Below are 24,271 nucleotides of genomic sequence, written 5' to 3'. Positions count from 1 at the left end.
CGCGAATGGGCGCATCTGCCCCAGGTCGGCCCCGTGGCCTGCTCCGGGTCCGGCCGCCGAATGGCGAAGGCCCGGGGGCGCCGACCCCTGTGCGGCGCCCCCGGGCCTGTGTGGTGCTGGTCAGGTTTCGTACGGGCCGGGCTACTGGATGGTTTTCTGGTACGTCGGATCCTGATCGGAGTCGTACACCTGCTTGCCCGCGGCGTCGTAGCCCCTGATCCGGGGTGTCCTGGTGACCTGCTGCTCCAGGACACCGGCGGCGACGAACCAGCCGTGGTCCAGGACGGCTTCGCCCGTCGCGTCGCCGTAGGAGACGGTCACCCTGCTCACCGAGGGCTCGACCGTGCCGATGACACCCCAGCGGAACGGCAGCTTCCAGTTGCCCTGGTCGATGGCCGACTGCCGGAACAGCTTGCCGCCGTTGATGTCGGCCAGCACCGGCGGGGAGTCCGGCTGCCGGTCGCTGCCGACACTGGTGTTGATCCCCGAGGCCTCACCGTCCTTGACGTGACAGATCAGCCGGGTCTCGGTCGGCTTCTCCTTGACGGCGACGATGTACTGCCCGTCACCGGGCGAGTTGGAGTCGCCGGTGCTGTTCAGCGCCAGGATGATCCGGTAGCTGTCGGCCGTGCCCAGGTCCGAGTCGAACGAGCGGGCCGGCGGCGACGGGTCCCGGTTCGCCGCGATGCCCCGGTCGTAGGCGAGACACTTCTCCAGCCCCTCCGCCGCCTGCGCGAGGGTGATCCCGTCGAGCAGTTGGCCCGGAGTGGCCGGACCCGCCGGTCCGGACGGGGTGGGGGAGGGCGTCGGCGTCGGGGCGTAGGTGGCGCTCACCGACGGCGTGGCGGCCGCCGTCCGCGCGGCCCCGCCCGGACCGCTCAGCGCGTACGCGCCCACGGGCGCCGCCGCCAGCGTCACCAGCACCGCCCCGGCTGCCGCCACCCGGCGCCGCCGCTCGACCACGCCCTTGCGGCGGATCACGGGGTACGGCGCCGGCGACGGCCGGATCGCGTAGGCGTCCTCGGCGAGCAGCCCGCGCAGCTGCTCCTCGAAGTCCCGCTCGTCCCGGCCGCCTTCGGGCTCCGCGCCCGGCTCCAGGCCGGTGCTCTCCTCGAAGTCCCCCTGGTCGGCCGGCTCCTGCCGCCGCTGGTCCTCGCTCACCTGGTGCCTCCCTGCGGGGCGCGGTCCATGACCTGCGCGAGCCCCGGATACGTACGCAACTTCGCCAGCCCCTTGGACGCCTGGCTCTTCACCGTGCCGGGGGAGCAGCCGAGGATCTCGGCGACCTCCGCCTCGGACAGGTCCTCCCAGTACCGCATGACGATCACCGCCCGCTGCTTCGGCGGCAGCCCGGCCAGCGCACCGAGCAGCACCCCCCGCTCGTCGACCCGGGACACCGCCTCGTCACGCCCCGCCCGCTCCGGCGGCGCCGCGGTCAGCGCCTCCGTGACGCGCCGCTTGCGGAACCGGTCGCTGTTGCAGGTGACCAGCATCCGGCGGACGTACGCCTCCGGGTTGTCGGTGCGGGACACCCGCCGCCAGGAGCGGTACGCCTTCGCCAGCGCCGTCTGTGTCAGGTCCTCGGCGTGGTGGACGTCGCCCGTGAGCAGATACGCGGTCCGCACGAGCCGGGTCCAGCGGGCCCGGACGAATTCCTGGAACTGGGCCTCTTGTTCGGCCTGCATCAAGCACCCTCCCTCGCCCCCCAGACCACCATTGCCGCGGATTCGGTTGCCCGGGATCCCGCACCGGGATCGAATGGGCCCATGGTGCGTGCGAAACAGTGGGACGAACAGGACCCGGGTGTGCTCCGGCTGCCCTCCGGACGGCTGGTGCGCGGCCGAGGACTGCGGCGCCCCTTGGACCCCGGGGCGTCGCAACCGTCGTACGGCGTCTATCTGCTGGGCCGGCAGCCTCCCGAGGTCTCCTGGGAGTCCCGCTGGCTGCGCTGGCCCGACTTCCGCCTGCCCGCCGACCGCACGGCCGCCCGCGCGGTGCTCACCGAGGCGTGGGAGCGGGCCGCCGACGAACGCGTGGAACTCGCCTGCGGCGGCGGACGCGGCCGCACGGGGACGGCGCTGGCCTGTCTGGCGGTCCTGGACGGCGTACCGGCCGAGGAGGCCGTCGCGTATGTGCGGGAGCACTACGACCGGCACGCGGTGGAGACGCCCTGGCAGAAGCGCTATGTACGGCGGTTCGGGGCGGCCTGAAGGAGCCCTGGGGGAGTGGCCCGTGGGTCCTACTCGCAGGAGAGGTCCGTGGCGGGCCGTATGCCGGTGGCCAGGAAGCGGGAGGCGGTCGTGTCGCCGCAGGCATTGCCGTTCCTGAGGTAGGCGCCGTGGCCGGTGGAGTTCACGGTGACCATGACGGCCCGCCGGCCGAGGGCCTCGCGGAGCTTGAGCGCGCCGCTCAGCGGGGTGGCGACGTCCCGTGCGTTCTGGACGAGCAGGACGTTGGAGGGGCCGCGGTCGGTGACCCGCACCGGAGCCTCCTTCGGGGTCCACGGCCAGGCGGCGCACAGCATGGCGTTCCTCGGCATGCCCGCGGTCAGCGGGTACTTCGCGCGGCTCTCGGCGACGCCCTTCCGGTACGCGGCGGCGTCGCGGGGCCAGGCGACGTCGTTGCAGAGGGTGGCGGCGCCGACCGCGGTGATGTTCTGCATGGCCTGCTCCTCAGGGGCCTCGGGAGCGGGCGGGACGGTGCCCTTGAGGGCCGCGTTGATCAGCCGGGCCAGGGTCGGGTAGTGGTCGGGGTCGTAGAGGGTGTCCAGCATGGTCTGGCGCAGGACGTTGCCGTTCAGCTCCTCGGGGTTGGCGCCCGGCCAGGGGATCGGCTCCCGGTCGAGACGGGCGGCGAGGCGGAGGAAGAGGGCGCGGACCTCGGCCGGGGTGCCGGCGACGCGGTCCGGGCCGCGCTCGGGGGCGGAGGCCCAGGCGGCGAACACCGGGAAGTTGTCCTCGACGCCCGCCTCGAACGCCTGGAGCCAGGCGCGCTCCGCCCGGACCGGGTCCGGGTTGTCGTTGCTGTCCAGCACGACGCGGTCGGTGCGGTGCGGGAACATCTCCAGGTAGGCGGAGCTGACATACGTGCCGTACGAGACGGCCCAGGCCGAGATCCTTTGCTCGCCCAGCGCGGCCCGGACGCGGTCCAGGTCGCGGGCGTTGTTCTTGGTGCTGATGTGCTTCATCAGCTCGCCGCCGTTGCGCGTACAGGCGTCCGACACGCGGCGGGCGGTGGTCATGTTCTCGGTGACGGACCCGTCGGGGGCGGGCCAGGGCCGCAGCCTGGACAGCGCGAGGTCCTCATGGGCGAGGCCGCAACTCACCGGGGCCGACGGGGCGTTGCCGCGCGGCGCGATCCCGATCAGGTCGTAGGCGTCGCGGACCTCCTGCGGCAGCTTCTGCCCCTTGCCCGAAGGGTTGTCGAGGCTCGTCCCGCCCGGCCCGCCGGGGACCAGGAGTAAGGCGCCACGGCGGACCGACGGCTTCTCGCTGGGGATGCGGGAGACGGCGATGCCGATCTTCCGGCCGTCGGGGTCGGCGTAGTCCATCGGCACGGAGACGGTCGCGCACTCCTGTCTGGGGTCGAGGCCCTGGCCCTGGCACTTGGCCCACTTCAGCGGCGAGGGCGAGGGCCGGTCGGTGGCGGACGCGGTGAGCGGGGTGACGACACCGAAGACGATGCCGGAGGCGGCGGCGATGAGGGCCGCGCTCTGCGTGATCTGCTTCATGCACACGAGCCTCGCCCATCCCACCGGCCCGCCACATCCGGGCAACGCCCCTGTCTTTCCTGGGGGTTGCCCCCCAAGGGTCCTTCGGTTTCTCCGGGACGGCCGACTCTCATCCCTTGGTAGCCGCGCCGTAGACCATCGGCCGACGGCGGTGCGGAGCCGGTCTCGGCACAGTGGCGGCATGGAGAAGACCAACGGGACCAAGGGGATCAACCGGGCGCAGTTCCTGGCCGGGGCGGCGGCCGTCGGGCTCGCGGGGGCGATGCTGCCGGCAGGGCGGGCGGCGGCGAGCGAGGGGGCGGGCCGGGGAGGAGGGGGAGGCCGGGGTCTGGCCCGGCGGGGCGTCGTCTACACCCTGGTCGAGGGGGAGTCCCCGGCCACGGCCTACAGCACGGCCCGGATGCGCGAGGAGATCCGGGCCATCCGCGACGACCTGCACGCCGACACCGTGGACGTCACCGGCGACGGCGTGGAGCGCCTCACGTCCACCGCCGCCGAGGTCGCCGAACGCGGTATGCACGTCTGGCTCCAGCCGACCCTCACCGACCACTCGCAGAAGGACACCCTCGAACACCTCGCGGAGTGCGGCCGGTTCGCGGAGCGGCTGCGCCGGCAGGGCGCGAGCGTGGAGTTCAGCGTGGGCTGCGAGTTCTGGCTGCTCGTCCCCGGCATCGTGCCCGGCGCGGACGTCATGGAGCGCATCCGCAACCTCCAGAGCGGCAACGTCGACTGGGAGCAGATGCAGCGCCGTCTCGACGAGTTCACCGCGAAGGCCGCGCGCGTGGGCCGCTCCGTCTTCCGCGGCCGGCTGAGCTACGCCGCCGCCCAGGACGACCAGGTCGACTGGAACCTCTTCGACGTCGTCGGCATCGACTACTACTCGTACCACCGCGACCGTCGCCAGTACGTCAAGGAACTGAAGCGCTACCTGCGGTGGGGCAAGCCGGTCGCCATCACCGAGTTCGGCACCTGCACCTACGCCGGCGCCACCGAGGCGGGCGGCATGGGCTGGGACATCGTCGACTACGAGAAGACCCCACCGGAGATCAAGGGAGACCTGGTCCGCAGCGAACGCGTCCAGGCCGCCTACCTCACCGACCTGCTGGACGTCTTCGAGTCCATGAACCTCTACGCGGCGATGGCCTTCGAGTTCCTCACAGCCGACGCCCCGCACCACCCCCACGACCCCCGCCACGACCTCGACATGGCGAGCTACGGCATCACCAAGGCCGTCAGGGACCGCCCGGACGACCCGGACTCGCCCTGGCACCGCGAACCGAAGGAGGCCTTCCACGCCCTGGCGCAGCGGTACGCCAGGGCATGCCGGACCGGTCAGCGGCAGTAGGTGTCCCGGGCCGGCCGCTCCCCGGTGGCCAGGAAGTGGGAGACCTTGGTGTCGCCGCAGGCGTTGCCGTTGCCGAGGTAGGCGTCGTGGCCGGTGGAGTCGACCAGGACCATGACCGCGCGCTCGCCGAGGGCCGCGCGGAGCTTGAGGGCGCCGCTCACGGGGGTGGCGACGTCCCGCTGGTTCTGTATGAGCAGGATGTTCGAGGGGCCCTGGTCGGTGATGCGGACCGGGGCCTCCTTCGGCGCCCACGGCCAGGCGGCACACGCGGTGGCGCTCCTGGGCATTCCCGCCGTGAGGGGGAACTTCGCGCGACTGGCGTCGACGTCCTGCCGGTACTCGGCGGCGGTCCTCGGCCAGGCGGCGTCGTTGCAGAGGGTGGCGTCGGCGACCGCGTAGCCGTTCTGGAGGAGGTCCGCGGGCGGGGCCTCGGGAGCGGGCGGGACCGTGCCCTTGCGGGCGGCGTTGATCAGCTCGGCGAGGCCGGGGAAGCCGTCGGGGTCGTAGAAGGCGTCGATCATCGCCTGGCGCAGGACAGTGCCGTTCAGCTCCTCGGGGTTGGCGCCGGGCCAGGGGATCGGCTCCCGGTCCAGGCGGGCGGCCAGACGGAGGAAGAGCGGGCGCACCTCGGCCGCCGTGCGGGCGACGCGGTCCTTGCCGCGCTCGGGGGCGGAGGCCCACCGGGCGAACACCGGGAAGGTGTCCTCCACGCCCGCCTCGAACCCGGCGTAGGTGGCCCGTCCCGCCCCGACGGCGGGGTCGGGGAAGGGGTTGCTGTCCAGGACGAAACGGTCGGTGCGGTGCGGGAACAGCTGCGCGTAGGTGGCGGCCGCGTAGCTGCCGTACGACAGGCCCCACGCGGAGATCCTGCGCTCGCCGAGCGCGGCGCGGACCCGGTCCAGGTCACGGGCCTCGTTCAGGGTGCTGATGTGCTGGATCAGCTCACCGCCGTTGCGCTCGCAGGCCCGGGACCGGCGCTGCGCGGTGGCCAGGGTGCCGTCCAGCGAGCCGTCCGCGTCCGGCCAGGGGAACAGCTTCGTCCGGGCCAGGTCGCCGGGGGTGTGGTCGCAGGTGACGGAGGTGGAGGGGATCATGCCGCGCGGGGCGAAGCCGATCAGGTCGTAGGCGTCCCGCACCTTCTCCGGCAGCTTCTGCCCCTTGGTGGACGGCTCGGTGAGACTGTCCCCGCCCGGTCCGCCGGGGACGATGAGCAGGGCGCCGCGACGGGCCGACGGATCCTCGCTCCTGATACGGGAGACCGCGATGTCGATCTTCCGGCCGTCCGGATCGGCGTAGTCCATGGGCACGGACACCGTCGCGCACTCCTGGCGCGGATCGAGCCCGTCCCCCTCGCACTTGGCCCACTTCAGCGACGAAGGCGCGGGCCTGTCGTCGGCGGACGCGGCGAGCGGGGCGACGAGCCCGAGGACGACCCCGGAGACGGCGGCGATCAGGGCGAGGCCCTTCGTGGTCTGCTTCATGCACAGCAGCCTGCCGGAACATCACGCAGCGTGACATCGGGGTAACGGCCGTAAGTTTCCTGGGGTTTGCCCCAGTACCGCGCCTCCGGGATGTCCCCTGACTCACACGAAGTAACTGTCGTGCCGCACCTGGAACTCCCGCAGTTCCTGCCCGCCCTTCCGCGCGAACTCCGCCACCCGCTCGAAGTACTCCTCGCGCGGCGCGCCCGGCGAGAACAGCATCAGCATCGACACCGGGTCGTCGCTGTCGTTCCTGAAGGCGTGCAGCCCGCCGACCGGCACGTGCAGGAAGTCGCCCTGCCGGCCGGTGACCCACTTCTCGCCGTCGTACAGCGCGAGTTCGCCGGACAGGACGTAGAAGGACTCCGAGATCGACCGGTGGAAGTGGGTCTTGGCCCCCGGCGCCCTCGGTCCCATGTCCACCTTGTACAGCCCGAAGTCCCCACCCGTGGACGTGTGACTGGCGAGGTAGTGCGTGCGGGTGCCTCCGGGCGAGACGATGTCGGGCGGTGTGTCGGCGGAACGGAACACGGCGTTGATCTCGCCGTTCTCCCCCAGGTAGCGCGGCTCCGGATACGACATGTGCGGGTCCCCCTCGCGGCTCGTGACGCGTTGCTCGGTACGACGACTCTCGCGCACCCGGGACGCGCCCGTCATCGTGCGCGAGATCCAGACCGGGCCGACCCGCTGTCCGACCTCGGACCTACGCCCTGCCCTCACCAGCGGAAAACCCGGACGACGACCCCGCCGGACCCATGCCACCCTGACCCGCGTGACGCTTCCCACCACCACGCCCTACGACGCCGACCGCGCCGCCTACTCCCGCGAGACCCTGGCCCGCCTCGCCCTGTGCTCACAGGCCGTGGACACCGCGCGCACCGCGAGCGTGCTGGTGGCGACGCGCAACGACGTGGACACCGGGCTCGGCGGACGCGCCAGTGAAGCGCTCTCGCTGATCCGGCTCGCCGAACGCACGCTGGTGCGGGCGGTCGTGTACGAGCGGGAGCGGGGCGCCTCCTGGGAGGACATCGGGCGGTACCTGGAGCTCGACCCGGCCGAGGCGGAGGAGCGGTTCGCGCCCGCACTCGCCGGCTGGGAGGAGGCGCTGGAGACGCCGTGCCGGCTCGACCCCACCGGCCGCAGGATCGTCAACCTGCTTCCGTCGGGCGCCCACAACCCCAAGGGCGCCGTCCGCAGCCTCGACCTCTGGGCCCGCCTGCACCTGTACATCAACGACCGGCACCCGGTGAGCGGCGGCCTGTCCCGCAGCCCGGCCCCGCACGACCTGGAGGGGCTGATCCGCGTCGGTGAGGTCCGCCGCTTCCTGGGACTGCTCTCCGGCTACCTGGGCCAGTACCTCGACAACTCCGCCTGGGACGCGATCGCCCGCGGCCTCGAACCGACCGACGACAGCGTGGCCGCCTGGTACACGCACACGATCGAGGGCCCGGCGCACACGCTCCGCGTCCGTCTCGCGCACGCCCGGCCGCACCACTCCTACGAGGCCGTCGAGCCGGACACCGTCTCCGTCGTCGTCACCGGCTCCGACGATTCCGCCCTGAGCCTGCGCGTCGACACCCTCCTGGACGTCTTCGGCGTCACGGGGTGACGGTCCGCATTCCTGCACAACCGCTCGAAAATACCGTCGGTTTGCAGCGCCTCGTCAATCCGCCGGGCGATATCGAGCCGGGGCTATCGAATGGCCTGCTCGAACTGACCGATATAAGCTCCGGACACGAAGACACGTAACCCAAGCTCCACTTGGGTGATCCCCGCGCCTTCCCTTCCCCGCCTCAGCTCTGCCCCGAAGAACTCCCGGACCGCCTGCCGCGAACCCTTGGCCACAGCCAACCCCCTTCCGCTGACCTGCACTTGTGCGCAGAATCCTGCCGAGTGTAGGCGCAGAGAGCCATCGTGGAGATGCGAAGAGTGAAAGTCGAAGGGAAAGGGGAGCACGCTGGAGTCGCACGTCTCGACGCTCTGCGTCGGAGAAGCGGAGGAAACGGTGAAGGAATTGCGTGGGCCGCGGGTTATGACGGGAATTGCGCTGCCGTCAATAAGGCTCGATCAGGGGAGCCTTGCAGGGAAGGAGCCGTGTCCGTTCGTGGAATTGGTGGGGCGATGATGGAGCCGCCGGTCGGTGCGTACGTGATGGACACCCGCAGGGGAAGGGTGGGAATCGTCATGGGGCACGAGGGGCCCTACATCCAGCTGAGACCGTACGGCGGCGGCCGGGAGTGGGACGCGGAACCCGGCGCGGTGCGGCACGCCACCCCGGCGGAGCGGCTGAGTGCGGCGACGGCGTACGCCAACGCCCGAAGCCGGGGCGAGGTCCCTTGAAGCGGCCGTCGTAGGCGAGAATGGGTCCATGAGTCTGTTCCGCGACGACGGCATCGCGCTGCGCACCCGGAAGCCGGGTGAGGCGGACCGGCTCCCGCCGCGCCGCCCCGGGGGTGCGCGGTGAGTCTCTTCAGGGACGATGGCGTCGTCCTGCGGACGCAGAAGCTCGGCGAAGCCGACCGGATCATGCTGTGCTGCCCCGGGGGGCGACCCCCGGACCCCCGGCCGGAACCGCCCGGGGGTGCGCGGTGAGTCTCTTCAGGGATGACGGCGTCGTCCTGCGGACGCAGAAGCTCGGCGAAGCCGACCGGATCATCACGTTGCTCACGCGCGGTCATGGGCGGGTGCGGGCCGTGGCTCGGGGGGTGCGGCGGACGAAGTCGAAGTTCGGGGCCAGGCTGGAGCCGTTCTCCCACGTCGACGTGCAGTTCTTCGCGCGGGGGAGCGAGCTGATCGGGCGCGGGCTGCCGCTGTGCACGCAGAGCGAGACCATCGCGCCGTACGGCGGCGGGATCGTCAGCGACTACGCCCGCTACACCGCCGGGACGGCCATGCTGGAGACGGCCGAGCGGTTCACCGACCACGAGGGCGAACCGGCGGTGCAGCAGTATCTGCTCCTCGTCGGCGCCCTGCGCACGCTCGCCCGGGGCGAGCACGCCCCGCACCTCGTCCTGGACGCCTTCCTGCTGCGTTCCCTCGCCGTCAACGGGTACGCGCCCAGCTTCAGCGACTGCGCGAAGTGCGGGATGCCCGGTCCGAACCGGTTCTTCTCGGTCGGCTCCGGCGGCTCGGTCTGCGTGGACTGCCGGGTGCCGGGCAGCGTCGTACCGTCGCCGCAGACCCTGGAACTCCTCGCGGCGCTGCTTACGGGAGACTGGGAGACCGCGGACGCGAGCGAGCCGCGGCATGTCCGGGAGGGCAGCGGGCTGGTGTCCGCCTATCTGCACTGGCATCTGGAACGCGGACTGCGCTCGCTGCGTTACGTAGAGAAGTAAGCCGTAAGAGGAGACGAGAAACACATGGCCGTACGCGGGATCCTGGGTCGCCAGCGCCGCGAGTACAAGACGCCGGAGCCGCACCCGTCGGGTGCCCGCGCGCCGAAACTCCCGGGTGAGCTGATCCCGACCCATGTGGCGATCGTCATGGACGGGAACGGCCGCTGGGCGAAGGAGCGCGGCCTGCCGCGCACCGAGGGCCACAAGGTCGGCGCCGAGCGCGTGCTGGACGTCCTCCAGGGCGCGGTCGAGATGGGCGTCGGCAACATCTCGCTGTACGCCTTCTCCACCGAGAACTGGAAGCGCTCTCCGGAGGAGGTGCGGTTCCTGATGAACTTCAACCGCGACTTCATCCGCAAGACCCGCGACCAGCTCGACGAGCTCGGGATCCGGGTGCGCTGGGTGGGCCGGATGCCCCGGCTGTGGAAGTCCGTGGCCAAGGAGCTCCAGATCGCCCAGGAGCAGACCAAGGACAACAACAAGCTGACGCTGTACTTCTGCATGAACTACGGCGGCCGCGCCGAGCTCGCCGACGCGATGCAGGCCATGGCCGAGGACGTGAAGGCGGGCCGGCTCGACCCGTCCAAGGTCACCGAGAAGACGATCCAGAAGTACCTGTACTACCCGGACATGCCGGACGTCGACCTCTTCCTGCGCCCCAGCGGCGAGCAGCGCACCTCCAACTACCTGCTCTGGCAGAGTGCCTACGCCGAGATGGTCTTCCAGAACGTCCTGTGGCCCGACTTCGACCGCCGCGACCTCTGGCGCGCGTGTGTGGAGTTCGCGTCGCGCGACCGGCGCTTCGGGGGAGCGATCCCCAACGAGGAGCTGCTGGCCATGGAGGGCAGGCAGGAGTAGCGGGAGCAGTCACGCACGCAGGGGCGCCCGGTGGTGATCCGGGCGCCCCTGCGTATGTCCAGCCGTATGGCCGGCCGTGTGTCCGGCGTTACTTCTTCGCCGCGCACTCCGCGCACGTACCGAAGATCTCCACCGTGTGGGCCACGTTCACATAGCCGTGTTCCGCGGCGATGGCCTCGGCCCACTTCTCGACGGCCGGGCCCTCGACCTCCACGGCCTTGCCGCAGACGCGGCAGACGAGGTGATGGTGGTGGTCACCGGTGGAGCAGCGGCGGTAGACGGACTCGCCGTCGGACGTGCGCAGGACGTCGACCTCGCCGGCGTCGGCGAGGGTCTGAAGTGTCCGGTAGACCGTGGTCAGGCCGACGGAGTCACCTTTGTGCTTGAGCATGTCGTGCAGGTCCTGCGCACTGCGGAACTCGTCGACCTCGTCGAGCGCCGCCGCCACGGCGGCACGCTGCCGGGTGGCGCGGCCCTTCACGGACGGTCCAGCGGTCGTCACCGTTGCCTCCTCGCGTCTGCACTTGCCGGGCCATTGTGCCAGCCCGGACTGTGCCGAGTCAGACGCCGACCTTTCCCTCGGGTCCCCTACTGGCCGGAATCGCACACTCCGCAGGGTCCCCGACGGGCTGCCGGGCGGCCATGGAACGCGCCCGCCGCCGGGCCAGCGGGGTCGCCAGCGCCGTCAGCACGATGAAGGCCGCGATGGTCAGCAGCACGATCGTCGCGCCGGGCGGCACGTCCTGGTAGTACGAGGTGACCGTACCGCCGATCGTCACGGTGACGCCGAGGGCCACCGCGATCGCGAAGGTGGCCGCGAAGCTGCGGCTCAGCTGCTGGGCCGCAGCCACCGGCACCACCATGAGCGCGCTGACCAGCAGCAGGCCCACCACCCGCATCGCGACCGTCACCGTCACCGCGGCCGTGATCGCCGTCAGCAGGTTCAGCGCCCGCACCGGCAGACCGGTGACCCGCGCGAACTCCTCGTCCTGGCTGACCGCGAAGAGCTGGCGGCGCAGGCCGAGGGTGACCAGCACCACGAAGGCCGCGAGGAAGGTGATCGCCGTGACGTCCGATTCCGACACCGTCGACAGCGAACCGAAGAGGTACGACGTCAGGTTGGCGTTGGAGCCCGTCGGCGCGAGGTTGATGAACATCACGCCGCCGGCCATACCGCCGTAGAAGAGCATCGCGAGGGCGATGTCGCCGCGGGTCTTGCCGTACCAGCGGATCAGTTCCATGAGGACGGCGCCGAGGACGGCGACGAAGGTGGCCATCCACACCGGGGACCAGGAGAGCAGGAAGCCGAGGCCGACGCCGGTCATCGCGACATGGCCGATGCCGTCGCCCATCAGGGCCTGGCGGCGCTGGACGAGGTAGATGCCGATCGCGGGGGCCGTGATGCCGACCAGGACGGCGGCGAGCAGGGCCCGCTGCATGAAGGCGTAGTCGAGGAATTCCATCAGCTCAGCAGTCCCGTCCGGATCGGTTCGGCGTCGTGAGCCGCGTGCGGGTGGACGTGGTCGTGGCCGGGCAGGGCGTGCTGGCCGACCGCGCGCGGGGGCGGGCCGTCGTGCGTCACGCAGCCGTCGCGCAGGACGACCGCCCGGTCGATCAGGGGCTCCAGCGGGCCGAGTTCGTGCAGCACGAGCAGGACGGTCGTGCCCTGGGAGACCTGCTCCTCAAGGGTCCGCGCGAGCACCTCCTGGCTGGCCAGGTCCACGCCCGCCATCGGCTCGTCCATGATCAGCAGTTCGGGCTCGGAGGCCAGGGCGCGGGCGATCAGGACCCGCTGGTGCTGGCCGCCGGAGAGGGCGTTCACGGAGTCCTTGGCACGGTCGGCCATGCCGACGAGCTCCAGGGCCGCGCGCACGGCCTCCCGGTCCGTCCTGCGCAGCACTCCGAAGCGGGCCCGGGAGAGCCGGCCGGAGGAGACGACCTCGGTCACGGTGGCGGGCACACCGCCCGCGGCCGTGGTGCGCTGCGGGACGTAGCCCACGCGCGCCCAGTCGCGGAAGCGGCGGCGCGGAGTGCCGAACAGCCTGATCTCGCCGGCGCCGACGGGCACCTGGCCGATGACGCTGCGGATCGCGGTCGACTTGCCGGAGCCGTTGGCGCCGAGCAGCGCGACGACCTCACCGCGGTCCACGGTGAGGTCGATGCCGCGCAGGACGGGCCGCGAGCCCAGCTCGGCGTGGACGCCGCGCATCGATATGACGGGCTCGCTCATGAGTCGTCCTCCGTACTGCCGTTGGTCACTTGGCTCCCAGAGCCGTCTTCAGAGACTTGAGATTGGACTCCATGACCTGGAAGTAGTCCTCGCCCTTGGACTTGTCGGTGATGCCTTCGAGCGGGTCGAGGACATCGGTCTTGAGGTTGGCGTCCTGGGCGAGGGTCTTCGCGGTCTTGTCCGACACCAGGGTCTCGTAGAACACGGTGGTGACGCCGTCGGCCTTGGCCTCGGTCTGGAGTTCCTTGATCCGGGCCGGGCTGGGCTCGCTCTCCGGGTCCAGGCCGGAGATGGCCTCCTGGGTCAGGCCGTAGCGCTCGGCGAGGTAGCCGAAGGCGGCGTGGTTGGTGAAGAAGACCTTGCTCCTGGTGTTCTTCAGCCCGTCCGTGAACTGGGTGTTGAGGCCGGCGAGCTTCTTCGTCAGCGCGTCGGCGTTCTTCCGGTAGTCCGCCGCGTGGTCCGGGTCGGCCTTCTCCAGGGCCTTGGTGACGCCCTCGGCGACCTCGGCGTACTTCACGGGGTCGAGCCAGATGTGCGGGTCGAGGGCGTGCTCCTCCTCCTCGGCGGGTGCCTCCTCGGTCTTGCCCTCGCCCTTGCCCTCGCCCTCGTGCTCGTGCTCGACGGAGCCGTGGTCCTCCAGCTTGGTCAGGGAGGCCGCGTCGATCTTCGTCTTGACCCCGGACTGCGCGACGGCCTCGTCGACGGCCGGCTGGAGCGTCTTGAGGTAGAGCACCGCGTCCGCCTCGCCGAGTGCGGCGGTCTGCTTGGTGGAGAGCTCCAGGTCGTGCGGCTCCTGACCGGGCTCGGTGAGGGTGGTGACGTTCACATGGTCCCCGCCGATCTGCTCGGCGAGGAACTGCATCGGGTAGAACGACGCGACGACGTCGAACTTGTCCGTGTTGCCCGCGGCGGAGCTGTCGCCGGAGCAGGCGGAGAGGGTGCCCAGCCCCAGGGCGGTGACCGCTGCGACCGCGATGCCGGATATGTGGTGTCGTCGTACGTTCATGACACTCATTTTCAACAAATATGGAAACCGTTGTCAACAAAGCCTGCACAGGGCCCGTAGCGCGAACCGATTTGATTGGAGGGCAGGCCCCGCCGGTAACCTGAAGCATTCGCTCTGAAGCACTGCTCCCGTAGAGATTGCTTCGTCGCCCGTCGTCGTAATGAAGAGAGCACCGTGGCCGCCGACAAGATCGACACCATCGTCAGCCTGAGCAAGCGCCGTGGCTTCGTATTCCCGTGCAGTGAGATCTACGGCGGCCAGCGTGCCGCCTGGGACTATGGACCGCTGGGTGTCGAGCTCAAGGAGAACCTGAAGCGCCAGTGGTGGCGCTACATGGTGACGTCGCGCGAGGACGTGGTCGGCATCGACTCGTCCGTCATCCTGGCCCCCGAGGTCTGGGTCGCCTCCGGCCACGTCGCCACTTTCTCCGACCCGCTCACCGAGTGCACCTCCTGTCACAAGCGGTTCCGCGCGGACCACCTGGAGGAGGCCTACGAGGCGAAGAAGGGCCACGCCCCGGAGAACGGCCTGGTGGACGTGAACTGCCCCAACTGCGGCAACAAGGGCCAGTTCACCGAGCCCAAGCAGTTCTCGGGTCTGCTCTCCACCCACCTCGGCCCGACCCAGGACACCGGCTCCGTCGCCTACCTGCGTCCCGAGACCGCGCAGGGCATCTTCACCAACTTCGCCCAGGTGCAGACCACTTCGCGCCGCAAGCCGCCGTTCGGCATCGCGCAGATGGGCAAGTCCTTCCGCAACGAGATCACGCCCGGCAACTTCATCTTCCGCACCCGCGAGTTCGAGCAGATGGAGATGGAGTTCTTCGTCAAGCCGGGCGAGGACGAGACGTGGCAGGAGTACTGGATGGAGCAGCGCTGGAACTGGTACACCGGCCTGGGCCTGCGCGAGGAGAACATGCGGTGGTACGAGCACCCCAAGGAGAAGCTCTCCCACTACTCCAAGCGCACCGCTGACATCGAGTACCGCTTCCAGTTCGGCGGCAACGAGTGGGGCGAGCTGGAGGGTGTCGCCAACCGCACCGACTACGACCTCGGCGCCCACTCCAAGGCCTCCGGCCAGGACCTCTCCTACTTCGACCAGGAGGCCGGCGAGCGCTGGACGCCGTACGTCATCGAGCCGGCGGCCGGTGTCGGGCGCGCGATGCTCGCGTTCCTCCTCGACGCCTACATCGAGGACGAGGCGCCGAACGCCAAGGGCAAGCTGGAGAAGCGGACGGTGCTGCGCCTCGACCACCGTCTCGCTCCCGTGAAGGTCGCGGTGCTGCCGCTGTCGCGCAACCCGGAGCTGTCCCCGAAGGCCAAGGGGCTGGCCGCGGCGCTGCGCCAGAACTGGAACATCGACTTCGACGACGCGGGCGCGATCGGCCGCCGCTACCGGCGCCAGGACGAGATCGGTACGCCGTACTGCGTGACGGTCGACTTCGACACGCTTGAGGACAACGCGGTGACGGTGCGCGAGCGGGACTCGATGAAGCAGGAGCGGGTGTCGCTGGACCAGATCGAGGGCTACCTGGCGGGGCGGCTCGTCGGCTGCTGAGCGCTGCGGCCCTTCGTTTGACCGCCGCTTGATCGGTGCTTGATTGGCCCCCGATACAGGACCACCAGTGGTCCTGTATCGGGGGCCTTCGCGCTACCAGGGTGGACGCATGAGCATCGCGTTTCTCCTCACCACCCTCGTCGTCTGTGTCACCCCCGGGACCGGTGTCGTCTACACGCTCGCGACCGGCCTCGCCCGTGGCCGCCGGGCCAGTGTGGTCGCGGCCGCGGGCTGCACGCTGGCGATCGTGCCGCATGTGCTGGCGACCGTGACCGGTCTGGCCGCCCTGTTGCACGCGAGCGCTACGGCGTTCCAGGTCCTGAAGTACGCCGGGGTCGTCTATCTGCTCTACATGGCGTGGGCCATGGTCCGGGACAAGAGCGCGCTCGACATCTCCCAGGACGTCACGCCCGTCACGGCGCGGCAGGTGGTCGCGCGGGCCGTGCTGATCAACGTGCTCAATCCCAAGGTGACGATCTTCTTCCTGGCCTTCCTGCCGCAGTTCGTGGACGCCGGTCGGCCGCACTCCGGGCTGCGGATGCTGGCGCTGGGCGGGGTGTTCATGGTGGTCACGTTTCTCGTCTTCGTGGTGTACGGGCTGCTCGCGGCCTCGATGCGGCAGCACGTGATCTCCCGCCCGAGGGTGATGGCGTGGCTGCGGCGGGGGTTCGCGGGGTCGTTCGTGGCGCTCGGGGGGAAGCTGGCGTATGACAGCTGACAGATATTGAAATCTGTCAGCTGTCATGCCAGAGTGAATGCCATGACGATGAGCACCCGAACCCTCGGATCCACCGGCCCCCAGGTCTCCGCTCTCGGACTCGGCTGCATGGGCATGTCCGCCCTGTACGGCGGTGCCGACCGCGCCGAGTCGATCGCCACGATCCACGCCGCCCTCGAAGCGGGCGTGACGCTGATCGACACCGGCGACTTCTACGGCATGGGCCACAACGAACTGCTGATCGGCGAGGCGCTGCGCACCGCGCCCGCCGCCCGGCGCGAACAGGCGCGCGTCAGCGTGAAGTTCGGGGCCCTGCGCGGCCCGGACGGCGGCTGGTCCGGCTACGACGGCCGCCCGGCCGCCGTGAAGAACTTCGCCGCGTACTCGCTCCAGCGCCTCGGCGTCGACCACATCGACGTCTACCGCCCCGCCCGCCTCGACACCGACGTACCCATCGAGGAGACGGTCGGCGCGATCGCCGAACTGATCGAGAAGGGGTACGTCCGGCACGTCGGCCTGAGCGAGGTCGGCGCCGGGACGATCCGCCGGGCCGCCGCCGTCGCGCCCGTCGCGGACCTCCAGATCGAGTACTCGCTGATCTCGCGGGGCATCGAGGAGTCGGTCCTGCCGGTCACCCGTGAACTGGGCATCTCCGTCACGGCGTACGGCGTGCTGTCCCGAGGTCTGATCTCCGGGCACTTCAGCGCCGACCGGCAGCTCGCCGCGGACGACTTCCGTGCCCACTCGCCCCGCTTCCAGGACGAGAACCTCCGGCACAACCTGAACCTGGTCGAGGCACTGCGCAAGATCGCCGAGCAGAAGGGCGTCTCGGTCGCGCAGATCGCCATCGCCTGGGTGCTCTCGCGCGGCGAGGACATCGTGCCGCTCGTCGGCGCCCGGACCCGGGAGCGGCTGGCGGAGTCCCTCGGCGCGCTGGACGTCACGCTGGACGCGGCCGACCTGGTGGCGATCGAGGAGGCCGTGCCGGCCGGGGCGGCCGCCGGTGAGCGCTACGCGGCGGCCCAGCTGGCGCAGGTCGAGCGCTGACCGGCCGCCGGGTACGGTCTGTTCATGCCACCGCCCAGCCAGATCCTGACCGCCGAGCGCATCCTCGAAGCCACCGAGGAGGTGCTGCGCCGCCACGGCCCGGCCAAGGCCACCGTGGTCGACGTGGCCCGGGCGCTCGGCGTCAGCCACGGCAGCGTCTACCGGCACTTCGGGACCAAGGCGGCGCTGCGCGAGGCGGTGACCAAGCGGTGGCTCGACCGGGCGACGGGCGCCCTGGCCGCCGTCGCCGACGCGACGGACCGCGACCCGGAGACCCGGCTGCGCGACTGGCTCGCCGCCCTCTTCGAGGCCAAGCGCCGCAAGGCGGGCGACGATCCCGAGCTGTTCGCCACGTACTCGGTGCTGACCGATGAGAACGGCGGCGTGGTCGGCGAGCACATCGCGGAACTGACCGGCCAGCTGACCCGGATCCTCCAGGAGGGCGCCGGCTCCGGCGTCTTCGCCGTCGACGACCCGGCCACCTCAGCCCGCGCCCTCTTCCAGGCCACCGCCCGCTTCCACGACCCCGGCTACGCCCGCGAGTGGAAACAGCCGGGAGTGGAGCGGGAGTTCGAGGCGGTCGTGGAACTGCTGCTGCGGGGACTGCGGGCCTGACCCGGTGACCGGCCGGTCGTGCGTGTCCCAGGGTGCGCGTACGACATCAGGGGGCCTGTGAAGTGTTCGGACGGGGCGGCGGGAAGCGGCACGCCCTGGTCGGTCGTCGTACGGCGGCTGGAGGACTGAGGGCCGGCATTCGCCGGCATCCGTCGACATCCTGCAGGCGGACGTGTCGATCGCGGCGGTCGCCGATCGACGTGAGGATGAAGGCCGTTGCCTCTCCGTACCTCCCAGCACCTCCCAGCGCCTCAGGAGCCCCTCATCATGATCGTGACCGCGGATCTGGCCATGTCGCTCGACGGGTACATCGCCGGTACCGGTGTCTCCCCCGACAACCCGGGAGGCGACGGCGCCGAGCCGCTCTTCGAGTGGATCCACAACCTGGCGAGCTGGCGGGAGCGCCAGGGCATGACCGGTGGGGAGGAGAACCGGGACTCCGAGCTGATGCGGGAGTGGTTCGACGCCACCGGGGCGGTGGTCATGGGGCGGATGATGTTCGACACGGGGGAGGAGTTCTGGGGCGACAACCCGCCGTTCAGGACCCCGGTCTTCGTGCTGACCCATCGGCCCCGGCCGACCCTGGTCAAGGAGGGCGGCACCACGTACACCTTCGTCACCGACGGCATCCACAGCGCGCTGGAGCAGGCGAAGGCGGTCGCCGGGGGCCGGAACGTCGACATCGCGGGCGGGGCGAGCACGGTACGGCAGTACCTCGCGGCGGGGCTCGTCGACGAGATGCAGCTGCACGTGGTGCCCGCGCTGCTCGGGGACGGGCTGCGGCTCTTCGACGGGCCGGGCCTGGGCCCGCGGCGGCTGGAGCCGGTGCGGGTGGTCGACACACCCCTCGCCGCCCACCTGACGTACCGCTTCGCGACCTGACCGGCATCCCTGTGACCGGGCTCGGCCCGCCGGGGGACCGGGCTCAGCCCGCCGTCGGGTCCACCGTCGCCTGGTGCGCCTCCGCCAGGTGTTCCTCGGCCTTCAGCCACGGCAGGAACTGCGCTTTCTGCCGCCAGCCGCAGGTGTCGCATCTGATGCTGCGCTGCGGACCCTTGCGCTGCACGCGGACGACGTGCTCCCTCCCGTGTTGGTCCCAGCGGCTCACCTTGCTCGTGTTGATCTCCAGCATGACGCCTCGCCTCCGGCCAGGAGTGTGCAGCAGGACCAACATCAACAACAGGACCTTCACGGTGACTTCTTCAATTCTTGACCGTGCCGGTCGCGATCGCCGGGCCGGTGAGAGGAACCCGTGCGGTAGGGCGGGATGACTCTCCGAACTGCGGGAACTCGGGTGATCCGAAAGCCGAGGTCTCCGGGTGAGGGGAGTCGAGGAAGCCATGACCGAACAGATGGCTGAGCAGAAGCGGGAGCAGGAGCTGCCCCAGCCGCTGCGGGCGGCCGCCTCCGTGCTGCGGCACGTGCCCGGCGCCGGGACGGTGGGCCGGATGGCCGAGGGGGCGTTGGACAAGGTCGGAGCGGTGTCGCCGCGCGGGCGGCGCATCGCCGTGTACACCGGCGCCGGGGTCCTCGGCGTCGCCGGTGTCGTGGAGTGGCCCGTCGCGATCACCGGGGCGGCGGTGGCGTGGCTGACCCAGCCGCGCCACGAGGAGACGCCGGAAGGGGCAACGGGAGAGAAGGCCGGGAAGACGGACGGGGAGGCAGGCTCCCGAGCGGTCACGCACCGGACGTCCGGCCCGTCACCCAGGACCACCCCCTCCGGCCCGCCCACACCGCAGGTCCTCGCGGAGTCCGCGCCCGGCGCGGTGGTGCCCGACTCGCCCTCCGGCAAACTGCCCACGCACCGTACGGCCGCGTCGGCGGCTGAGGACGAGCGATGAGCCGAGGACTTCTCACCCGTCCGTCGGCCCTCGCCGCCGGCCTCGTCCTCGGCGGGCCGCGCCTGCTCGTCCGGGGCGCGGCCCCCGCCGTGGGAGCCGCCGCCGGAGCGGTGGCCGGTACGGCACGGGCCGGCGTACGCGGCGCCGACTTCGCCCTCCGGGCCGCCCGCGTCACCCGCGCCGCCCTCCCCGGCGCCCCCCGCACCTGGCACACCCCCACCCGCACCCACCTGGCCCTGCGCGAGGCCACCGCGGAGGAACTCCGCGCGGCCGGGCACGCGGAAGCGGCGGCGCAGCGGGTGGAAGAGGCGGAGACGGCGGAACGTACGACGTGGCAGGCGGACCGTGCTGGTGCTGGTGCTGGTGCTGATGTCGGCACCGGCGCCGGTGCCGCCGAGCATTCCGCCCCGGCGGAGCCCTCCGGTGCCTCCGGACGATCCGCCCCCCGCCCCCGCCGTACCGAGCACCTCGCCCGTCGGGTCGCCGTGGCGCTCGCCGAGCATCCGGATGTGGCCTTCGCGTACTGGGACCGGGGACTGGCCCGGCTGGTGGTCGCGGCGACGGAGGAAGCCGTCGGGGACCGGGTGCGGGAGCGGGCCGAGGCGCTGGCGGTGAAGCACGGGCTGGTGCCCGCCGACGATCCGGTGGAGGAACTCGGGCACCCCGGGGACCCCGCGTCCGTCCGGACCGCCGCCGAGGCGCTCGCCGCCGACGCGGTGGGCGCCGGGGCCGCGCTGGTGGGCTCCCTGCTGCGGCTGCCGCCCTCGCCCCGACTGGTGACGGCCGTCGCCACGCTGCTGCGGGAGAACCCCCGCTTCCGGTCCTGGCTGCGCGCCCGCCTCGGCAACGCCCGCATGGAGGTAGCCCTCGCCGTCGCGAACGCGGCCGTCCACGGCGCCGGCCACACCCCCACCTCCCTGCTGCTCGACGGGGCCCTGCGGACCTGCCAGCTGGCGGAGGCGGTGGTCCGTACCGCCACCTTCGAGACCGTGCACGACCAGCTGTGCGCGCCCGGCCGGGACAGCGTCCCCTCGGACCCGTCGGTACGGCCGCCGCTGCGCACCTCCCCGGCCCAGGAGTACGCCGCCCACGCCTCCACCGGCAGCATCGCCGGTGCCGTGGCCGCCCTCCTCGTCAAGCACGACATCGCCGAGGCGGCCGAGGCGGTCCTCGCCGGCTCGCCCAAGGCCGCGCGGTACGGCCCCGCCGCCTTCCACGCCCTGCTGAGCACCTCCCTGTCGCGCGGCGGTGTGCTGGTGCGCGACCCCGGCCGGCTGCGCCAGCTGGAGATGGCCGGCACCGTCGTCCTGCACCCGAGCGCGCTCAGGATCCCGGGTGACGGGGCCGACCCCTGGACCGAACCCGTCCTGGACGCGGCCCGGCGCGCGGGCCTGCGGGTCGTGGTCGTGGACGATCCCGCGCTCGCCGACTTCACCGGCCTCGCCGACCAGGTGGTTAGCGCGGACCAACCGCTGAGCGAGGTCGTGGACGGCCTCCGCGACGAGGGCGGAGTCGTCACCGTCGCCCGCCCCCGCCCGCACGACGACGTCGAGGTGACCTCCGGGCTCCTCCACGGCGACGTGGCCATAGCCCTCACCGACGGCGACGGCCAGGTGGTGTGGGGCGCGGACGTCCTGGCCCCGCACGGCCTGGCCGACGTGTGGCGGCTGCTGAGGGCCGTACCGGTGGCCCGTTCGGTCGGCCGCCGGTCCCAGACCCTCGCCCGCTCCGGCGCCGCCCTGTCCGGCCTGCTCGTCGCCGTCGGCGAGTCCCGCCGGGGCGCCCCTACGCCGCTCCCCGGCCTGCGGCACCTGCCCGTCGACGTCAGCACGGTGGCGGCCCTGTACACCGGGGCCCGCGCCGCCCTCGGCGTCGCGACGGCCCGCGCCCCGCACCCCCGGCCCCGGGTCGCCTGGCACGCCCTGGACCCGGACGACGTCCAGGACCGGCTGGAGCGGGAGACACCCCCGGAGCCGACGGTCGTCGAGCAGACGACCACCCGGGTCCGCACGGCCGCCGACACCGTCCTACGGCTGCCCGTGCTCGCCCCCGCCCGCTGGACCCTGCAACTCGCCGGCGCCGTACGGGAGGAACTCGACGATCCGCTCACCCCGGTCCTGGCGGTCGGCTCGGCCGCCTCGGCGATCCTCGGCTCGGCCGTGGACGCCCTGCTCGTCGTCGGCGCCCTCGACCTGAACGCCCTCGTCGGCGGCATCCAGCGGCTGCGGGCCGAACGCGCCCTGTCCGGGCTGCTCGCCCAGCAGAAGCAGAAGGCCCGGGTCGCCGACGACCCCGAGGGCCCCGACGGCCCCGACAAGGAGACGGCGACCCATGTCGTCGACGCCGCCAGGCTCAGTCCCGGCGAGGTGATCGACCTCAAGGCCGACGACGTGGTCCCGGCCGACGCCCGCCTGCTCTGGGAGGACGGCCTGGAGGTGGACGAGTCCGCTCTGACCGGCGAGTCCCTGCCCGTGGACAAGGGCATGGACGCCACCCCGCGCGCCCCGGTCGCCGAACGGCAGTGCATGGTCTTCGAGGGGACGACCGTGGTGGCCGGCCGCGCCCAGGCCGTGGTCGTCGACACCGGCGACCGCACCGAGGCCGCCCGGGCAGTCGCCCTCGCCGCCCGTGTCCCACCGGCCGCCGGAGTCCAGGCCCGGCTCCAGGAACTCACCCGCAAGGCGATGCCGTTGACGATGGCGGGCGGGGCCGCGGTGACCGGCCTGTCCCTGCTGCGGGGTACGCCCATCCGGCAGGCGGTGAGCGGTGGCGTGGCCGTCGCGGTGGCCGCCGTACCGGAAGGGCTGCCGCTGGTGGCCACGGTGGCGCAGCTGGCCGCCGCCCGCCGGCTCAGCGGCGAGGGCGTCCTCGTCCGGGCCCCGCGGACCCTGGAGGCGCTGGGCCGGATGGACACCATCTGCTTCGACAAGACCGGCACCCTCACCGAGAACCGGCTCCGCCTGGTCAGGGTCGCCGCCCCCGACGGCACCGTCCACAAGCTCGACGAACCCGGCGCGGACGGCCCCCTGCGGGACGCGGCCCGCGCCTGCCCCACCCTCAACGGCGACTCGGCCCGCCCGGCCCACGCCACCGACGAGGCCGTCCTGGACGCCGCCGGACCCGACGACGCCTGGGAGCAGACCGAGGGCCTGCCCTTCGAGGCCGCCCGCGGCTACGCCGCCGCCGTCGGCCGCGACCGGGGCGGCTCGCCCGTCCTCGTCGTCAAGGGAGCCCCCGAGACCGTCCTGCCCGCCTGCGCCGACCTGCCCTCCGACGCCTCCGGCACCGCCCGGTCGCTGGCCGGCGACGGACTGCGGGTGCTGGCGGTGGCCAGGCGCCCGCTGCACGAGGGCGAGCAGGCGACGGACGTACTCGAAGAGGACCTGCGGGACCTGGAGTTCACCGGACTCCTCGCCCTGGCCGACGTACCCCGCGAGACCTCCACCGCCCTCGTCCGAGGGCTGCGCGAGGCAGGCGTACGGCCCGTCGTGCTCACCGGCGACCACCCGCAGACCGCCCACGCCATCGCCACCGACCTGGGCTGGCCCGACGACGCGACCGTGGTCACCGGCGACGAACTCGCCGCCGCCGACCGCACGGCCCGCTCCCGGATGCTGCGCGACGCCGACGTCGTCGCCCGGGTCGCGCCCGAGCAGAAACTCCAGGTCGTCGAGGCCCTGCGGGACGCGGGCCGGGTGGTCGGCATGGTCGGCGACGGCGCCAACGACGCCGCCGCCATCCGCGCCGCCGACATCGGCGTGGGCATCAACGCCCGCGGCTCGGCCGCCGCCCGCAACGCGGCGGACCTCGTCGTCACCGGCGACGACCTCACCGTCCTCATCCAGGCGGTGCACGAAGGGCGCGCCCTGTGGCACAGCGTCGCCGACGCCATCGCCATCCTCATCGGCGGCAACGCGGGCGAGGTCGGCTTCGGCATCGTCGGCACCCTGCTCGCCGGCTCCGCGCCCCTGTCCACCCGCCAGATGCTCCTGGTGAACCTCTTCACCGACCTGTTCCCGGCGATGGCCGTCGCCGTGACCCCCACGGAGGACACCACCCCGGACGCCCCCGGCGACGCCCCCCTCGGCACGTCCGTCCTCGGCGCCCCCCTCATCCGCCAGATCCGCCACCGCGCCCTCACCACCTGCCTCGGCGCCACCGCGGCCTGGCTCTTCGGCCGCTTCACCCCCGGCACGGCCCGCCGCTCCACCACGATGGCGCTCTGCGCGGTGGTCGGCACCCAACTCGCCCAGACCCTGGCGGATCGCCGCGACAGCCCGCTGGTACGGGTCACGTCCCTGGGGTCGGCCGTGGTCCTCGTCGCGCTGGTGGAGACGCCGGGCGTGAGTCAGTTGTTCGGCTGCACGCCGCTGGGGCCTCTGGCGTGGGCGGGGGTGGCGGCGGCGATCACGTTGGCGCTGGCGGGGCAGAGGGCTCTGCCGGCGGTGGAGGAGGCGGTGGCGAAGCGGTGGCCGGCGGTGGCTTCGACATGGGGATGAGTGGTCCAA

General features: G+C 72.1%; 23 protein-coding genes and 1 pseudogene. 13 read left to right on the top strand and 11 right to left on the bottom strand.

The genetic code is table 11. From position 1 onward, the window contains the following. Nucleotides 1–141 precede the first annotated feature (141 nt). Both SLINC_RS15295 and SLINC_RS15290 read right to left on the bottom strand, forming a co-directional pair. Nucleotides 142–1,098: a hypothetical protein gene (locus tag SLINC_RS15295; protein WP_067445360.1), complete on the bottom strand. Its 957-nt coding sequence runs from the start codon at nt 1,096–1,098 to the stop codon at nt 142–144. Nucleotides 1,099–1,157: 59 nt separating this feature from the next. Continuing rightward, nucleotides 1,158–1,685 (bottom strand): SigE family RNA polymerase sigma factor, encoded by a 528-nt coding sequence (locus SLINC_RS15290; protein WP_067432385.1) that lies wholly within the window; start codon nt 1,683–1,685, stop codon nt 1,158–1,160. A gap of 81 nt (nt 1,686–1,766) precedes the next feature. Here SLINC_RS15290 and SLINC_RS15285 point away from each other — a divergent pair, with 81 nt between their 5' ends. Beyond that, a complete protein-coding gene (locus tag SLINC_RS15285; protein WP_067432382.1) occupies nt 1,767–2,210 on the top strand; it encodes a protein-tyrosine phosphatase family protein in 444 nt (147 codons plus the stop codon). Nucleotides 2,211–2,239: 29 nt separating this feature from the next. Here the strand turns inward: SLINC_RS15285 and SLINC_RS15280 are convergent, their stop codons facing one another. Then, nucleotides 2,240–3,730, bottom strand: coding sequence for an alpha/beta hydrolase (locus tag SLINC_RS15280; protein ID WP_067445358.1), 1,491 nt, complete (start codon nt 3,728–3,730; stop codon nt 2,240–2,242). Nucleotides 3,731–3,911: 181 nt separating this feature from the next. Here SLINC_RS15280 and SLINC_RS15275 point away from each other — a divergent pair, with 181 nt between their 5' ends. Continuing rightward, nucleotides 3,912–5,075: an abortive phage infection protein gene (locus SLINC_RS15275; RefSeq protein WP_067432379.1), complete on the top strand. Its 1,164-nt coding sequence runs from the start codon at nt 3,912–3,914 to the stop codon at nt 5,073–5,075. Here the strand turns inward: SLINC_RS15275 and SLINC_RS15270 are convergent. Both SLINC_RS15270 and SLINC_RS15265 read right to left on the bottom strand, forming a co-directional pair. Further along, on the bottom strand, nt 5,063–6,556 hold the full coding sequence (locus tag SLINC_RS15270) for an alpha/beta hydrolase (protein WP_067432376.1): 1,494 nt from the start codon (nt 6,554–6,556) through the stop codon (nt 5,063–5,065). The two genes, SLINC_RS15275 and SLINC_RS15270, sit on opposite strands and share 13 nt — an antisense overlap. A gap of 102 nt (nt 6,557–6,658) precedes the next feature. After that, entirely contained in the window at nt 6,659–7,138 is a 480-nt protein-coding gene (locus SLINC_RS15265) for a cupin domain-containing protein (RefSeq protein ID WP_067432373.1), read from the bottom strand. A 190-nt stretch (nt 7,139–7,328) separates the two neighbouring features. Here SLINC_RS15265 and SLINC_RS15260 point away from each other — a divergent pair, with 190 nt between their 5' ends. Further along, on the top strand, nt 7,329–8,165 hold the full coding sequence (locus tag SLINC_RS15260) for a hypothetical protein (protein WP_067432370.1): 837 nt from the start codon (nt 7,329–7,331) through the stop codon (nt 8,163–8,165). Between the two features lie 11 nt (nt 8,166–8,176). Here the strand turns inward: SLINC_RS15260 and SLINC_RS49310 are convergent. After that, a pseudogene (locus SLINC_RS49310) lies at nt 8,177–8,401 on the bottom strand (helix-turn-helix domain-containing protein); the annotation flags it as partial. A gap of 279 nt (nt 8,402–8,680) precedes the next feature. Between SLINC_RS49310 and SLINC_RS15250 the strand changes: the two are divergent. The 3 genes from SLINC_RS15250 (at nt 8,681) to SLINC_RS15240 (ending at nt 10,749) form a co-directional block, all read left to right on the top strand. After that, nucleotides 8,681–8,896, top strand: coding sequence for a hypothetical protein (locus SLINC_RS15250; RefSeq protein ID WP_067445356.1), 216 nt, complete (start codon nt 8,681–8,683; stop codon nt 8,894–8,896). A 248-nt stretch (nt 8,897–9,144) separates the two neighbouring features. Then, the gene (gene recO / locus SLINC_RS15245) at nt 9,145–9,891 is read left to right on the top strand and encodes a DNA repair protein RecO (protein ID WP_067432364.1); all 747 of its coding nucleotides are present in this window, start codon (nt 9,145–9,147) and stop codon (nt 9,889–9,891) included. Nucleotides 9,892–9,915: 24 nt separating this feature from the next. Further along, nucleotides 9,916–10,749: an isoprenyl transferase gene (locus SLINC_RS15240; protein ID WP_067432361.1), complete on the top strand. Its 834-nt coding sequence runs from the start codon at nt 9,916–9,918 to the stop codon at nt 10,747–10,749. Between the two features lie 88 nt (nt 10,750–10,837). Here the strand turns inward: SLINC_RS15240 and SLINC_RS15235 are convergent, their stop codons facing one another. The 4 genes from SLINC_RS15235 to SLINC_RS15220 are packed head-to-tail and all read right to left on the bottom strand — an operon-like array spanning nt 10,838 to nt 13,985. Then, nucleotides 10,838–11,251 (bottom strand): Fur family transcriptional regulator, encoded by a 414-nt coding sequence (locus SLINC_RS15235; protein WP_067432358.1) that lies wholly within the window; start codon nt 11,249–11,251, stop codon nt 10,838–10,840. A gap of 58 nt (nt 11,252–11,309) precedes the next feature. Continuing rightward, a complete protein-coding gene (locus SLINC_RS15230; protein WP_067432355.1) occupies nt 11,310–12,212 on the bottom strand; it encodes a metal ABC transporter permease in 903 nt (300 codons plus the stop codon). After that, a complete protein-coding gene (locus SLINC_RS15225) occupies nt 12,212–12,979 on the bottom strand; it encodes a metal ABC transporter ATP-binding protein (protein WP_067432352.1) in 768 nt (255 codons plus the stop codon). The genes SLINC_RS15230 and SLINC_RS15225 overlap by 1 nt, the downstream gene beginning before the upstream one ends. A gap of 25 nt (nt 12,980–13,004) precedes the next feature. Continuing rightward, nucleotides 13,005–13,985 (bottom strand): zinc ABC transporter substrate-binding protein, encoded by a 981-nt coding sequence (locus SLINC_RS15220; RefSeq protein ID WP_067432349.1) that lies wholly within the window; start codon nt 13,983–13,985, stop codon nt 13,005–13,007. A gap of 174 nt (nt 13,986–14,159) precedes the next feature. On the opposite strand from SLINC_RS15220, the gene SLINC_RS15215 reads away from it, so the two are divergent. From SLINC_RS15215 to SLINC_RS15195, 5 genes are all read left to right on the top strand, one after another. Further along, nucleotides 14,160–15,542: a glycine--tRNA ligase gene (locus SLINC_RS15215; protein WP_067432346.1), complete on the top strand. Its 1,383-nt coding sequence runs from the start codon at nt 14,160–14,162 to the stop codon at nt 15,540–15,542. A 109-nt stretch (nt 15,543–15,651) separates the two neighbouring features. Next, complete coding sequence (locus SLINC_RS15210; RefSeq protein ID WP_067432343.1) at nt 15,652–16,260, top strand: LysE family translocator; 609 nt, start codon at nt 15,652–15,654, stop codon at nt 16,258–16,260. 42 nt (nt 16,261–16,302) lie between these two features. Next, a complete protein-coding gene (locus tag SLINC_RS15205) occupies nt 16,303–17,307 on the top strand; it encodes an aldo/keto reductase (protein ID WP_067432340.1) in 1,005 nt (334 codons plus the stop codon). A 24-nt stretch (nt 17,308–17,331) separates the two neighbouring features. Continuing rightward, the gene (locus SLINC_RS15200; protein WP_067432337.1) at nt 17,332–17,922 is read left to right on the top strand and encodes a TetR/AcrR family transcriptional regulator; all 591 of its coding nucleotides are present in this window, start codon (nt 17,332–17,334) and stop codon (nt 17,920–17,922) included. Nucleotides 17,923–18,189: 267 nt separating this feature from the next. Then, on the top strand, nt 18,190–18,804 hold the full coding sequence (locus SLINC_RS15195; RefSeq protein ID WP_067432334.1) for a dihydrofolate reductase family protein: 615 nt from the start codon (nt 18,190–18,192) through the stop codon (nt 18,802–18,804). Between the two features lie 43 nt (nt 18,805–18,847). Here SLINC_RS15195 and SLINC_RS15190 read toward each other — a convergent pair whose 3' ends face one another. After that, nucleotides 18,848–19,054 (bottom strand): hypothetical protein, encoded by a 207-nt coding sequence (locus SLINC_RS15190; protein WP_067432331.1) that lies wholly within the window; start codon nt 19,052–19,054, stop codon nt 18,848–18,850. 208 nt (nt 19,055–19,262) lie between these two features. Here SLINC_RS15190 and SLINC_RS49305 point away from each other — a divergent pair, with 208 nt between their 5' ends. Further along, nucleotides 19,263–19,763, top strand: coding sequence for a hypothetical protein (locus SLINC_RS49305; protein ID WP_067432328.1), 501 nt, complete (start codon nt 19,263–19,265; stop codon nt 19,761–19,763). Beyond that, complete coding sequence (locus SLINC_RS15180) at nt 19,760–24,262, top strand: cation-translocating P-type ATPase (protein ID WP_079164543.1); 4,503 nt, start codon at nt 19,760–19,762, stop codon at nt 24,260–24,262. Before SLINC_RS49305 ends, SLINC_RS15180 begins: the two co-directional genes overlap by 4 nt. Nucleotides 24,263–24,271: the final 9 nt, after the last annotated feature.

Source organism: Streptomyces lincolnensis (assembly GCF_001685355.1).
GTDB lineage: Bacteria > Actinomycetota > Actinomycetes > Streptomycetales > Streptomycetaceae > Streptomyces > Streptomyces lincolnensis.
Note: the sequence above shows the minus strand (reverse complement) of the source record. Positions and strands in the feature narration are given on the sequence as shown.